We start from the raw sequence: 12,812 nt of genomic DNA, 5'->3' as shown, positions 1-12,812 counted from the left end.
ACCCTACTGGGCTTCGGCCAGGATCTTGCGCAGCGTCGCCACGACGTCGGCGAGCTGCTCGGTGAGGTAGAAGTGGCCGCCGGGATGCGTCGTGAAGGTGAAGCCGCCGGTGGTGTGCGCGGCCCAGGCGCGCACCTCGTCGGGGGTCACGCGCGGGTCGTCGGCGCCGGCGTGCGCGTGGATCGGCGCGGCCAGCGGCGGGGCGTCGGGATGGGTGTGGGTCTCGATGGCGGTGTAGTCGGCGCGCAGGGCGGGGAGCACGAGGGCGCGCAGTTCCTCGTCCGCGAGCACCCGCGGGTCGGTGCCGCTCAGCCGCGAGATCTCGGCGAGCAGCCGGTTGTCGTCGAGCAGGTGCACGGTTTCGCCGCCGCCGGGCAGGGAAGGCGCGCGGCGGGCGGAGACGATCACCGAGTGCGGGCCGGAGCCGCGCGCTTCGAGGCGCAACGCGACCTCGTACGCGAGCGTGGCGCCCATGCTGTGGCCGAAGAACACCACCGGCACGTCGAACCACGGCAGCAGCGCCTGGGTGATGGCGTCGGCGAGGTCGGGCACGCTCGTGAGCGGTGCTTCGCCCAGCCGGTCCTGGCGGCCGGGGTACTGCACGGTGAGCACGTCGGCCTCGGGTGAGAGGGCCTTCGAGAACGGGTGGAAGAACGACGCCGAGCCGCCGGCGTGCGGCAGGAACACCAGCCGGGCCGGTGCGTCGTCGGCCGGGTGGTACCGCCGGATCCACCGCTCGTCGGTCATTCGCGCCCCCCTTGTGTCCCCTCGATCCTGCCGCACCTGCGGGCGCGGCAGGATCGAGGTCCGGGTCAGCGCACGTCGGTGAGCGGAATGCGCTGGAACACCACGCTTTCGTACGGGCCGGCGGTGCCCGTCTCGTACAGCAGGCCGACGGTCGCCGGGTCGGCTTGCACGAGATCGGAGTAGCCGGCGGGGTTGTCGGTGAGCGTGCGGCCCGGGCGCCAGGTGTGGCCGCCGTCGAGGCTGAGCCGCAGCTGCATCACCGCGCGCGTCGCCGGGTCGGCCGGGCCGGAGTACAGCAGCAGCCACGGGATCGTGGTCTGCAGCACGCTGCCTTCCACCTTCGTGCCCGAGATCCCCGGCTGCACCTGGTAGGGCTTGCTGAGTGTCTTGCCGCCGTCGAGGCTGTAGCCGTCGACGCGGTGGTCGGCGGCCGAGCCCTGGTTGCGGCTGGTGAAGTAGAGCGCGCCGGTGGGCAGCTCGGTCATCGACGTCTCGTTGGCGGCGATCACCCCGTCGGTGCGGTCGTCGGTGAAGCCGATGTGCCAGGTGCGACCGTTGTCGTCGCTGTAGAGGTCGTGGCCGCCGTAGTACTTCGCTTCGGTGCCGACATCGGTCGAGCCGGCCGGTGGGGCGCTGGAGTGGTTGGCGGGCACCACGATCCGCCCGGCGTGCGGGCCGTGGCGCAGCAGGGTGGCGTGGCCGGGGCCGGTGGCGTACCAGCGCCAGGTGGGCAGTTTGGTCTCGGTGGTGATGTCGCGGGCCGGCGACCAGGTGTGGCCGTTGTCCTTGCTGCGCAGCACGAACACGCGGCGGGTGTCTTGCTCGGACGCCGTGCCGGACATGATCTGCGCTTCGCTGACCGGTCCGTTGTGGACGGTCAGCAGCACCAGCTCGCCGTCGCGCGCGACGACCGGGGTCGGGTTGCCGGCGGTGTTGTCGCCGTTGGCGTCCACCACGGTCAGCGAGCCCCAGGTGCAGCCGCCGTCGCGGGAGGTTTTCGACACGGTCTGGATGGCGCCGGAATCTCCGGCACCGTCACGCCGGCCTTCGGCGAACGCCACCAGCGACCCGTCGGCCGCGCGCACCACCGCCGGGATGCGGAAGGTGTCGTAGCCCTCGGAACCGGAGGTGAAGGGCGCCGACGACGCGCAGCCGTGGTGGGTGGGGGCGGCCACGGCCGCCGGGGTGAAGGGCAGGCCGAGTGCGGCTGCCGCGAGAAGAGTCGTCCCGAACCTGCGGATCGGTGACACGTTCCGCCTCCTCGTCAAGTGCTCGTCGGTGGGGATGGGATCGATGGGGAGAGGCAGGACGTGGGATGTCCGACGTCCTATGTCCGGACAACTTAGGGAGGCCGGCGGGGTTCGTCAAGGTGTTGTCGCCGCCTACATTCGCGTAGGGTTCCGGCCATGACCGAGGCGCGCGGCAGCTACCACCACGGCAACCTGCGGGCGGTGCTGCTCGAGAACGCCGAGCGTGTGCTGGAGGAATCGGGGCCCGACGAGCTGTCGTTGCGGCAGCTGGCGCGCGAGGCCGGCGTGAGTCACGGCGCGCCGCGCCAGCACTTCGCGGACAAGCGCGCGCTGCTCGATGCGCTCGCGGAGCGTGGATTCGACCAGCTGGGTCACGAGCTCGAGGCCGCGCGGGTGCCTGAGGGTGCGCCGTTCGCCGCCGGGTTGCTGGCGTTCGCGCGGGCGTGGGTGGGGTTCGCGACGCGGCGCCCGGCGCTGCTGCACCTGATGTTCGCGGCGAAGAACCGCGAGGACGCGCGTGACCTGCAGGCCGTGGCCGACCGGACGTTCGCGGCGACCTCGGCGATGATCGCCGGCGCCCAGGCGGACGGCGAGGTGGTGGCGGGCGAGCATGTGGCGTTCGCGATCTTCGCGACGCTGCAGGGGCTGGCTTCGCTGGTGACCAGCGGGATGAGCGGCACGCGGCCGGTGGGGCAGCTGGTGGACGAGACCATCGCGACGCTCGTCGACGGGCTGCGGCCACGCTGAGCGGTTCCCTGGGCCTGTCGCTATTTGAGACCGCCGGGCCGCGCGGTGCGTGCGACGGTGCCGGGCGTGGACGTCGATCTCACGGTGACTGCCGGCAACTACCGCTTCGACGGGGTCTCGTTCGCCGTCGACACCAACATCTGGCTCCTCGGCGACGAGGAGGAGGTGCTCGTGGTCGACGCCGGCTTCGACTCGACCGCCATCGCCGCCGCGATCGACGGGCGCGACGTGCTGGGGATCCTGTGCACCCACGCGCACAACGACCACGCCGACGCCGCTCTCGCCCTCGCCGACGCGACCGGCGCGCCCGTGCTGCTGCACCCGGACGACGCCAAGCTGTGGGCCCGGGTCAACCCCGGCCGTCGTCCGGATGCCGAGCTGGCCGACGGGCAGGTGCTGGAGGTCGCCGGCTCACCGGTGGTGGTACTGCACACCCCGGGTCACACGGCGGGTTCGGTCTGCCTGCACCTGCCCGACGACGGCCTGCTCTTCAGCGGTGACACCCTGCTGTCCGGCGGCCCCGGGATGACCGGCGACGTGCTGTCGAGCGCTTCGACTCTGCACGATTCGGTGCGCCGGAAATTGTTCGTGATGCCCGATGAAACGGTGGTGCACCCGGGTCACGGATACGACACCGATCTCGGCACCGAACGCCGGGAATCGTGGGCCGGACAGATCTGAGTGGCCGGTCTTCCCGGCCGTGTCACATTCTTTCGCAGGCCAGGGTGAGGTCCACGCCGTAGAGCACGTAGGAGCATTCGTGCGACGCGTGGGCGGCGTCGGTTTCCGTGCAGGCCAAGGGGAAACCGAGCACGTCGATGGAGCAGTAGGCGTAGAAGCGGTTCGGGTTGCCGGGCACCTGGTCGGCCGAAGCGGGCAGGGCCGTCGCCACGAGACCGCCGCACACGAGTGCGCCGGCCGTGGCCCAGGAAGCGATTCGGGTTTTCATCTCCGCCGTCCTTTCCTGCGAATGCGGGGTTTCCGCTTTCGGGAAATGCCCGGGTTTCGGGGGTTCCATTCCTGGAGTCACCCCAACGTGTCACGGTGGGTGGTGGCCGCGCTGTCGCGGGCGTCACGGTCTTCGCCGGCCGAAAGATGACGGCTGTCATATATCATGGAGGGAGGTTTTCTCTGAGGAGGGCGCATGGGACGCGTGTCGCGAGCCGAGGCCGATCGGCACCGCAGTGAGGTCGTGACGGCTGCCGCGCGGCTGTTTCGCGAGCGTGGTGTCGGTGGGGTGAGCGTGGCCGAGCTGATGGGCGAGGTCGGGCTCACGCAGGGCGGGTTCTACCGGCAGTTCGCGTCGAAGGAGGCGCTGGCCGGCGAGGCGGCGGCGGAGGCGTTCGAGCAGCTCGCCGCGCAGCTGCGGGCCATTCCCGAGGCTTCGGTAGAGGAGCGTCGCGCCGAGATGGCGGGCTCGTACCTGTCGGAGGCTTCGCGGGACACGCCCGGCGAAGGCTGCCCGGCGACGGCGCTCGGCGGGGAGTCGGCGCGTGACGAGCAGGGGAGCCCGCTGCGCAAGTCGTACGCCGACGGCGTGCGGTCGTTCCTGGACGTGCTCGCGGAGTTCGACGGATCGTCGGCCACGCGGGAAGACCACATGGCGACGCTGGCGACGCTCGTCGGCGGCCTGTACCTGGCCCGGGCCACGGCGGGGGATCCGGTTTCGGAAGAGATCCTGGAGGCCGCGCGGCGGCGAGTGGTGGACACCTCGCACGAGTAGTCCTGTGTGGACTTTTCCTTGAGCGCACGAAAGGGGCCGGCACCCGTGGGTGCCGGCCCTTGGTCGTGAGTGGACACTCAGCCCAGGAACGCGTTGACGTCGCCGGCGAACTCGGTGGCGTAGTGGAACAGGAAGCCGTGGCCGGCGCCCGGGTAGAGGGCGAGGCGGGCGTTGGGCAGGTGCTCGGCCAGCACCTTCGAGTTGGGGGTGGGGACCATGATGTCGTTGTCCCCGTTGGCCACGAGCACGGGCTGCGTGATGCCGGCCAGGCGCGCGAGGCGGCTCGGGTCCGGGATGCCCCACGTGCTGATGGCGTCGAGCTGCGCGTCGCGGGTGGTGAGGGAGACGCCTTCGTCGCGGTCCTCGGTGCGCGTGAAGATGCGCTGCACGAACTCCCAGCCCTTGGCGATGCCGGTGGGGGTCTTCGCGAAGAACAGGTGCAGCAGGTCCTCGGCGCCCGGCTCGTCGGACCCGGCCGCGCGGCCGGTTTCGCCGGTCCAGGTGTGGAAGCCGAAGCCGCCTTCGTGGCTGGTGCCGGCGAGCACGATGCGGTGCACCAGCAGGGGCCGGATCAGGGTGAGTTCCTGCGCGACGAAACCGCCGAGGGAGAAGCCGAGCAGGTCGATGTCGGTGAGCCCGAGCGCGTCGATGAACGCCAGCGCGTCGTGCGCCATGGCGGTGACGGTGCGCGGCGTGGCCCCGGTGCTGCCGCCGACGCCGGTGTTGTCGAACAGGATCACCTCGCGCTCGGCGGCGATCGCGTCGACCAGCTGCGGGTCCCAGTTGTCGAGGTTGCCGCGGAAGTGCTGCAGGAACACGACCGGGCGCACGTCGCGCTCGGTGTTGCCGAAGCGGCGGTAGGCGTAGGTGACGCCGTTGGCGGCCTCGATCTTGAGGTTCGGGGTGGTCAGCTGGCCGGGGGTGGTGGTCTGGGTCATGGCTCGGCGCTCCTGGACTGGGTCGGTCTGTGTATTTAGATTATGTACCTCATCTATTCGAGAGCGATAGATGACGTGCATCACCTAAACGGTGGGTCTGGTCAGTCCAAGGGGTCGAGGCGCAGCACGGTGGTGAGCTGGCGTGGGGCGTCGTTGGTGGCGTTGCGCTGGGCTTTGAGGACTCGCGCGGCTTCCTCGCCGTCTGCCGGGTGGACGCGTCGGACGGTGTCTCGGCCGTGGGGCCCGTCGCGTTCTACGCGGCAGTAGCCGGCGGATCGCAGGTTGCGGACCCAGCCGCGGCCGTCGGGCGCGCAGACGTAGTCCCGGCCGTCGAGCCGGGTCACGTTCAGCACCACCGGCCGCGCTTCTCCGGACCGCCGGCCGACGACGTCGACGACCCTGAGCACCGGCACGCCGTCCTCGTAGGGTTCGACGGTGGCCGCTCGGGCCTGTTCGACGTCCACGGTCTCTCCCTCGCTGTCGTCACTCGACGATACGGTTCGCCTACGGTGCGGTGTCAGGCAGCGTCCGATGTGGACTGTCCGGTGGTTGTCCGGTCGGCTTCGGCTTCGGTCGGCTGCTCGAAGTCGAACGCCAGCTGAACCGCGGGTTTGCGCCGGCGTTTTCGCGGTGTGCCGCCGAGCGGGAACGGTGCCGGTGGGCTTTCGCCGTGCTGCTGCGGGTGATCGGCGAGGTAGCGCAGCTTGAGCAGGTGGCGCCGCACCAGCCCGGCGCGGCGGGCTTCGTCGAACACCGCCCGCGCCACCTGGTTGCCGGCGCGCCGCCGGTATCGGGATTCGTTCTGGGTCACGGGGTCCTCGGGGTCTTTGTGGCTGCCAGTGATCACTCCGTCGCGCGATTCGCGGTGGCGGCAGGAGATAACAAGCGTGTCTCAAGTGGAACTCGGCCCGCGCGGTTGGCCCATTCGGCCGCTGCGCGCTCCGGCGTCCGGTGGTGTGGCGCTTCGGGAGGTTCTGCGGGCCTGCCGCGGCCGTCCACTGTGGGCGCACGTCGGCGCCCTGCGCCGAGCGGTGGTGTGACGGCGAATTCCCGGCCCCGGCGGATGCCGCGCGCTGAACGCGCGCGGCATTTCCGCTGGTGGTGCCCCCGGCAGGACTCGAACCTGCGACCTAGAGATTAGAAGGCTCTTGCTCTATCCAGCTGAGCTACGAGGGCCCGGGCCGACGACGGTTGCCGATCTCCAGCACCGGCAGCTTAGTCGTCGCCATCCTCTCGATCGTTCGACACCGTCGAATCGTTTCAGGTCTCGTTCGCCGAATTCGCCGGCTGTGGTGCCCGTCGCCGGGCCCCACGCGGGTGATCTTGGTCGGTGGCGGGTGGGGGTGGCGTGGGGGTGTTCACCAGGGGTTCATCCGGTGGGTGGTGGGTCGCCGAGGAGGTTGCCGGTCGACGACATCCCGCTCGAATGGGTGGGATCGCCACGGGGTTGTTTGGTGGGTGGGGTGGGGTGCATCGGGGGGTCCTCGGGGTGGTGGGGGTGGGACTTCGGCCAGGGGTGATGGAGGGGGTTGGCGGGGTCTTGGTTGGGCTGTTGGTGGGTGGGGTCGGTGCTTGCGACGGGCGGTTTGGGGTGGGGGCGCCGGTGGGCGGTCTGGCTCGGGACTCAGTCGGGTGGCGGCGCCGGTGCGGACTGGCTTGGCTTGGCGGGACTCAGTCGGGTGGGGCCGCCTGTGCGGACCGGCTTGGCTTGGCGGGACTTGGGCGGGTGGCGGCGCCGGTGGGGACGGGCAGGGCTTGGCGGGGCTCGGGTGGGTGGGGGCGCCGGCGCGGATTGGCCTGGCTCGGGCCGGCGGTGACACCGGTGGGGACCGGGGAATGGGCCCCGTGGGCGCGCCGGACACGGGGAAGATGACGCGCGCCCACGGGGGTGGGGCCGCTCGGGGGACGGCCCCTGGGACCGGCGATCGGTGCTGCGGCGCGGTGGGGCCGCGGGTGGCCGATCGGCCGGTCCCGGTCAGAGGGTCGAAGGGTCGGGTGAGTTGGCGGCGCGATGGAGCCGGACTGGACATCGAGCCGTGGGTGGTGGGTGGTGGAACTTGGTCGGTGTTGAGGTGCGGAGGTCAGCCGGGTGATGAGGGTGGAGAGCAGCGAGGTCATGGGCCGGTGAGTCGGTGGGTGTCGCAGTGGCGGGGCATGGGAGTCACCGACGTTGCCCTGGTACGGAGGGCCGCACTTGTGCGGCTCGGCTTCGGTGCTGGGGGCCAGGTGGAGGTGGGTAGGCCGGATCGCTGGGCGCCCGGCTCGAAGGGCAAGTCGGTTCGGCAAGTACGTCGGGCTGGATTGACGGCAAACCGGTTTCGGGCAGCCGGGGACGGTGGGCCTAGGGGCAATGGGCGGTTCGGCGGACCGAGCCTGTAGCTGATGGCGAGGCGGGGGTGCGCCGTTGAGCTGGTCGGGCGGTGTGGCTGAAGTGCCTGCCTTGCCGGTGGGCCTTGTGGGCGGGATTCGCAGGAGCTGTTGGGTGGGTTGGAGGAGCGGGCGGTGGACCAGCGCCGTGCGGGAGGCTTGGCAGGGGTGAGCGGCGTTCGAGCGCGTCACGTGGCGGACCGCGCCTCGTGTTGGGGCTGGCCTGGGAGGGGTCGGTCGGGCCGGGTGGTGGACCAAGCCTCCTTCTGAGGCCTGGCAGCAATGGGCGCGTTCGACCGGGCTGTGGGCGCGATTGTCTGGCCGAGCGGCCTTGCGGGTCCGGAGTGAGCAGCGCAGCCGGTCTAGTGCGGGTGTGGTTGCGGACCAGGCCTGGGGGCGTGGGCGGGCGGATCGGTCGGATCGGTCGGGTCGGGCGGTGTGTGCGGGCCTGTTTGCTGGGGCTGGGGCTCGGAGGATCGAGCGAGTCCGAAGTCGGTAGGCAGTCGGGGCTCGGGCCGGTGGGGAGCGGAGAGGTTCGGCGAGTGAGAGGGCCGGTCGGGCGGTGAGGAGGCAGGCCTCGGAGCGCGGTCGACCCAGGGAGTCAGTTCCAGATTTTGATGGCGCGGACCACGAAGGGCGATTGCGGAACGTAAGTGCCGCCACCCGGGTAGGTGGTGAAGTCTCCCTCGGTCGTGCATTCTTCGCTTTGGTAGATGGTTACGTCGCGGGTCAGGCGGTTGACGAAGGAATGCCCTTCGAATCCCTCGGGTAGGGGAATGCAGTCTTCGGGATTGGCGGTGCGGAGGTCGTAGTGCTGGGTGGTGCCTGCGTACGTTTCGGTGTTCCAGAGGCACAGTTCGCCGACGGTGCAGGCCGGGTCCGGTGAGGTGGCCGGGGCGCGCAGGGTTGATGCCGTGGTGCGCGTGGCCGAGGTGAGGCCGGCGGTGGAAGCGTGCGTGGCGGTGGCCGGGTGGGTGTGGGCCGCGGAGGCGTTTGCGGGTGGCGTAGCGGCGTGTGCGGCCGGGGACGGTGTGGCTGAGGCCATGCCGGTGCCCGCCAGGAGGCCGGCGGTGGCGAGGAGGAGGACGCGCGGCAGGCGGCGCGGGAGGACGGGGACGCGGGCCGGCCAGTCGGAGTGGCCGGGGAAAACGGGCAGTTTCGGAAGCAGACGTCGGAACATGGTGGGAACTCCCCCCCTCGTGAGCGAAGCCCTGGTGGGATCGCCGTGGAATGTGTGGTTTCCACGATGGCGGGTGGGGGTGGGTTTGTCTGCCCGCATTCCTACGTCTGTGGATAAGTAGTGTGCCGTCGCTCGAATGGGAGGCAGTTGTCCACAGATCGGTGAACGGTATTGCTAAAAGGCGGCCGTACTGTTTCGGCGGATCAACGACACCGGCAGCACGACCGGCAGCGGGGGATTTTCGCCGGAAAGCAGGTGCAGGATCAGCTCGCCGGCGGTGCGGCCCTTGCCGGCCAGGTCCTGGCGGACGGTGGTGAGCGGGGGGTCGGACCAGGAGGCCTGGGGGGTGTCGTCGAAGCCGACGACGGAGACGTCGTCGGGCACGCGCAGGCCGAGCCGGCGGGCGGCGGCGACGGCGGCGAGAGCGAGCTGGTCGGACATGCAGAGCAGGGCGGTCGGGCGGGGCGAAGCGGAGAGAAGTTCGGTGGCGCTCGCGCGGGCCGTGTCGGCCGAGAGCCACGGAGCTTCGGCCACGGCGATGTCCTCGACGCCGGCCGCGGTCAGCGTCGACAGGTAGCCGGCCAGGCGTTCGCGCGTGCCGTGGAAGGAGCTGGCCTGGGCGGAGGCGAGGCCGGACGGGCCGTCCGGGGAGAGGCGGGGCGCGGAGAGGATCGCGAAGCGCCGGTGGCCCAGGTCGAGCAGGTGCTGAGCGGCGAGAGCGGCGCCGCCGCGGTCGTCGCAGCCGACGCGGGCCGTGGCGGACAGGAGGGGCTGGTCGATGACGACCAGGGGCAGGCCGCGGGCGTGCACGGTCTCGAGGGCGGGGCTGCCGTCGGCCAGCGAGTAGGCGACGGCGATGTCGGCCTGGGCGGCCAGGACGCGTTCCGAGGGTGGGCCGCCGTGGGCGTCGCCGCCGGGCAGGAGGAGCAGGGCGTGGCCGGCGGGTTCCACGGCTTTGGCGAGGGCGTCGAGCGTGATGGACAAGGCCGGGTCCGAAAACGCGGCTGACAGCGAGGCGTCGAGCAGGAAGGCGATGGCGCCGGTGCGGCTCGTGGCCAGGCTGCGGGCGGTGGGGTTCGGCCCGGGGTACCCGAGGTCCTTGGCCGCGCGCAGCACCTGTTCCCGCAGCTGCGCGGACAGCTGATCGGGCCGGTTGTAAGCGTTCGAGACGGTGGCGCGCGACACCCCGACCGCCTCGGCGACGTCGTCCAACGTCGGACGCCGGCGCCGGGTGCTCGTCATCGGCGGAGCATAGCGTGGCTGTGGCGCTGACGTGCGGAAAGTCATTTCGGGGCAAGGGCTCTCGACGGGGGTGCGGATGCGGGACCGGACGGCGGTGGTCGTGATCAGCGGGCATTTGCGGGGTCTTGCCGCTGGGGCGCTCAAGGACTCCGGGCCCAGGTGCCCTGCCGAGAGGCGAGTGCGGGTGCGGGACTGGGCGGTTGGGCATTGCGAGCCTGGTAGCTGAGGCGCTCAAGGTCGTTCCGGGCGGAGTGCTCCCTGTGGCGTGGCGGGAGTGGGTGGGGCGCGCTCGACGTTGTCGCCGCGGTGCTCAGCGTCCTTCGTGCCGAGGGGTCCCGGCGAAGCGGCAAGGGCGAATGTAGGACCGGGTCGTCGTGATCGTCGGAGCGTGACCTGGCTGCGGCTGATGTGCGCGGGTCGCTCGGGTCAAGCGCTCCCGGTTCGGGAGGCTGGCGTGGATGTGGGACTGGGCGGTGGCTGTCGTGATCGGTGGGGCGGCCAGGTTCTCGATGAGGTGCTCAGAGTCGTTTGGGTCGAGAGGTGTGGCGGAGCGTCTCGCGTGGATGCGGGCTGCGGCGGCAGTCGTCGCGGTCGACGGGCACGGCGTGGTTGTGCGGCTGAGGGGCGTAGGTCATTCCGAGCCCAACGCTCCTGGCGCATGTCGAGTGCGGGGGGGGCGATCGGTGTGCAGCGTGACGTTGCCGGTCTGAAGTGTTCAAACCTCGCTGGGGCGAGGAATCCCGGCTGGAGAAGCGGGTGTGGATGCGCGGCGGAGTTCGCAGTCGCCAGTGCATCGCGCGACAGCGTCGCAGAGGTGCGCATGGTCGTTGCGGGTCAAGGGCAGTCGGCGACGAGGCAGGCGCGGATGTGGGGCGGTCGGCGCTGTTGATGGGCGGCGCGTGAACGTGCTGCCGAAAGCGCAAAAGGCATGCGCGCCAACGGTGTTTCGCGAACATTCAGCCCCCAGTGCAGAACCGAACGGCGGTCCTCGCAACCCCCGAAGCACCTCATGACCTTGACCCTCTGAAGCGCTTAAGTCATTCTGGGCCAAGCACTCCCGGCAGAGAGGCAGGGGCGGATGCGAGACCGGACGGCCGTGTTCGCGGTCTTCGCGCTCAACGGGGCCGCCCTGGGGTCCTGGGCGCCGCGGACGCCGGCGATTGCCGCGCAGGTGCAGGCGGTGCCGGGGGTGTTCGGGTTGGCCCTGTTGGGGGCCAGCGTCGGGATGTTGTGCGCCGCGCCGGTTTCCGGGCGGGTGACGGAGCGGGTGGGGGCGCGGGCGGCGGTCGCGGGCAGCACGGTGGTGGCCGCGGTCGCGTTGGTGTTGGTGGGGGTCGCGCCGAGTGTGCCGTTGCTGGCGGGGGCATTGTTCGTGCTCGGGGCGGGGGTGGGAGCGCTCGACGTGGCCATGAACATCGCCGGGGTGGCGGTGGAGCGGCGGACGGGCCGGGCAGTGATGCCGACGCTGCACGCGGGGTTCAGTTTCGGGGCGCTGGGCGGGTCGTTGCTGGCTGGCCTGGCGGCGGGGCATGGGTGGTCGCCGGCGCGCCACCTGTCCGTGGCGGCGGTGGTGGCGGTGGTCGTGCTGGTCGTGGTGCTGAAGGACGTGCCGGGGGATCGGCCGCCGAAGGAGGCTGCGCGGCCGGAGCGGGGGAAGGCGCCGATCCGGCGGCCCGCGCTGTGGTTGCTGGCGGTGGTGGCGCTGTGTTCGGCGATCGCGGAGGGGGCGAGTTCCGACTGGTCGGCGCTGCTGATGGTGACGGCCCACGGCGTGGGCCAGGGGGCGGCCGCGCTCGCGTACTCGGGGTTCTCGCTGGCCATGGCGCTCGCGCGGCTCGGCGGGGCCTGGACGCAGGAGCGCTTCGGGGCCACGCGGTCCCTGGCCGTGGGGGCGGGGGTGGCGGCGGTGGGGCTCGTCGGCACGGCCGTGTTCGCGCCGGCGGCCACCGCGTACGTCGGCTTCGCCCTGGCCGGGGCCGGGCTAGCGGCGGCGTTCCCGCTCGCGCTCAGCCTCGCGGGCAGCGCCGGCAAACGAGCCGACGGCGGCGGTGGCGAACGCGAACTGGCCTTCGTGAGCACGATCGCCTACTCGGGCTTCCTGGCGGGGCCGCCGATGATCGGCGGGATCGCACAGGCGACGTCGTACTCGGCGTCGTTCGTGGTCGTCGGCCTGGTCGCGGCGCTGATCGTGCCCGCCGCGCTCGTTGCGGCTCGCGCGCGGCGGAGGGAGGAGTCAGCTCTGGGTGTCTCCGTTCGGTGAGTCGCGCCATTGGCCGAACGGGCGGTCGTCGGCCTGGTCGTCGCGGCTCGCGTGCGGCAGCGGAGGAGTCAAGCTTCGGCTTTCCCCGCCCGGCGGGTCGCGCCGCTGGCGGAACGGGCGGTCGTCGGCTTGGTCGCCGCGGCTCGCGCGCGGCGGGAGGAGTCAGGCTTCGGCTTTCCCCCGTCTGGTGGGTCGCGGAGCGGGTGGTCGAGCGGTCTGGTCGCCGCGCTGATCGTGCTCGTCGCGGCTCAAGAGCGGCGGCGGGCGAGGTCAGCTCTGGGTTTCCCCGTTCGGCGAGTCGTGCCGCTGGCGGAACGGGCGGTCGTAGGCATGGTCGCGTTGCTGATCGTGCCTGCCG

12 protein-coding genes and 1 tRNA gene are annotated in these 12,812 nt (G+C 71.6%); 4 read left to right on the top strand and 9 right to left on the bottom strand.

The annotated features are described in order from the left end of the window. Positions 1–3: 3 nt before the first annotated feature. The gene (locus tag VSH64_RS23880; protein ID WP_326564896.1) at positions 4–747 is read right to left on the bottom strand and encodes a thioesterase II family protein; all 744 of its coding nucleotides are present in this window, start codon (positions 745–747) and stop codon (positions 4–6) included. 65 nt (positions 748–812) lie between these two features. Continuing rightward, positions 813–1,997, bottom strand: coding sequence for a sialidase family protein (locus tag VSH64_RS23875; RefSeq protein WP_326564895.1), 1,185 nt, complete (start codon positions 1,995–1,997; stop codon positions 813–815). A 156-nt stretch (positions 1,998–2,153) separates the two neighbouring features. On the opposite strand from VSH64_RS23875, the gene VSH64_RS23870 reads away from it, so the two are divergent. Further along, a complete protein-coding gene (locus VSH64_RS23870) occupies positions 2,154–2,744 on the top strand; it encodes a TetR/AcrR family transcriptional regulator (protein WP_326564894.1) in 591 nt (196 codons plus the stop codon). A 66-nt stretch (positions 2,745–2,810) separates the two neighbouring features. Beyond that, on the top strand, positions 2,811–3,425 hold the full coding sequence (locus VSH64_RS23865) for an MBL fold metallo-hydrolase (protein ID WP_326564893.1): 615 nt from the start codon (positions 2,811–2,813) through the stop codon (positions 3,423–3,425). A 22-nt stretch (positions 3,426–3,447) separates the two neighbouring features. On the opposite strand, the gene VSH64_RS23860 is transcribed toward VSH64_RS23865, so the two are convergent. Then, positions 3,448–3,693 carry a hypothetical protein gene (locus VSH64_RS23860; protein WP_326564892.1) on the bottom strand — a complete coding sequence of 82 codons (246 nt, stop codon included), beginning with the start codon at positions 3,691–3,693 and terminating at the stop codon, positions 3,448–3,450. A 195-nt stretch (positions 3,694–3,888) separates the two neighbouring features. Between VSH64_RS23860 and VSH64_RS23855 the strand changes: the two genes are divergently transcribed. Further along, entirely contained in the window at positions 3,889–4,467 is a 579-nt protein-coding gene (locus VSH64_RS23855; protein WP_326564891.1) for a TetR/AcrR family transcriptional regulator, read from the top strand. Between the two features lie 77 nt (positions 4,468–4,544). Here the strand turns inward: VSH64_RS23855 and VSH64_RS23850 are convergent, their stop codons facing one another. From VSH64_RS23850 to VSH64_RS23825, 6 genes are all read right to left on the bottom strand, one after another. Then, positions 4,545–5,405 carry an alpha/beta fold hydrolase gene (locus tag VSH64_RS23850; RefSeq protein WP_326564890.1) on the bottom strand — a complete coding sequence of 287 codons (861 nt, stop codon included), beginning with the start codon at positions 5,403–5,405 and terminating at the stop codon, positions 4,545–4,547. A 101-nt stretch (positions 5,406–5,506) separates the two neighbouring features. Beyond that, a complete protein-coding gene (locus tag VSH64_RS23845) occupies positions 5,507–5,869 on the bottom strand; it encodes a PNPOx family protein (protein ID WP_326564889.1) in 363 nt (120 codons plus the stop codon). A 53-nt stretch (positions 5,870–5,922) separates the two neighbouring features. After that, entirely contained in the window at positions 5,923–6,216 is a 294-nt protein-coding gene (locus VSH64_RS23840) for a hypothetical protein (RefSeq protein ID WP_326564888.1), read from the bottom strand. Positions 6,217–6,504: 288 nt separating this feature from the next. Beyond that, positions 6,505–6,581: transfer RNA gene (locus VSH64_RS23835), tRNA-Arg, on the bottom strand. Positions 6,582–8,373: 1,792 nt separating this feature from the next. Further along, positions 8,374–8,952 carry a peptidase inhibitor family I36 protein gene (locus VSH64_RS48530; protein WP_407655556.1) on the bottom strand — a complete coding sequence of 193 codons (579 nt, stop codon included), beginning with the start codon at positions 8,950–8,952 and terminating at the stop codon, positions 8,374–8,376. A gap of 174 nt (positions 8,953–9,126) precedes the next feature. After that, positions 9,127–10,194: a LacI family DNA-binding transcriptional regulator gene (locus tag VSH64_RS23825; protein ID WP_326564887.1), complete on the bottom strand. Its 1,068-nt coding sequence runs from the start codon at positions 10,192–10,194 to the stop codon at positions 9,127–9,129. A gap of 1,078 nt (positions 10,195–11,272) precedes the next feature. Between VSH64_RS23825 and VSH64_RS23820 the strand changes: the two genes are divergently transcribed. Beyond that, a complete protein-coding gene (locus tag VSH64_RS23820; protein ID WP_326564886.1) occupies positions 11,273–12,454 on the top strand; it encodes an MFS transporter in 1,182 nt (393 codons plus the stop codon). Positions 12,455–12,812 lie beyond the last annotated feature (358 nt).

The sequence above is a fragment of the Amycolatopsis rhabdoformis genome (genome assembly GCF_035918295.1).
Classification (GTDB): domain Bacteria; phylum Actinomycetota; class Actinomycetes; order Mycobacteriales; family Pseudonocardiaceae; genus Amycolatopsis; species Amycolatopsis rhabdoformis.
Note: the sequence above shows the minus strand (reverse complement) of the source record. Positions and strands in the feature narration are given on the sequence as shown.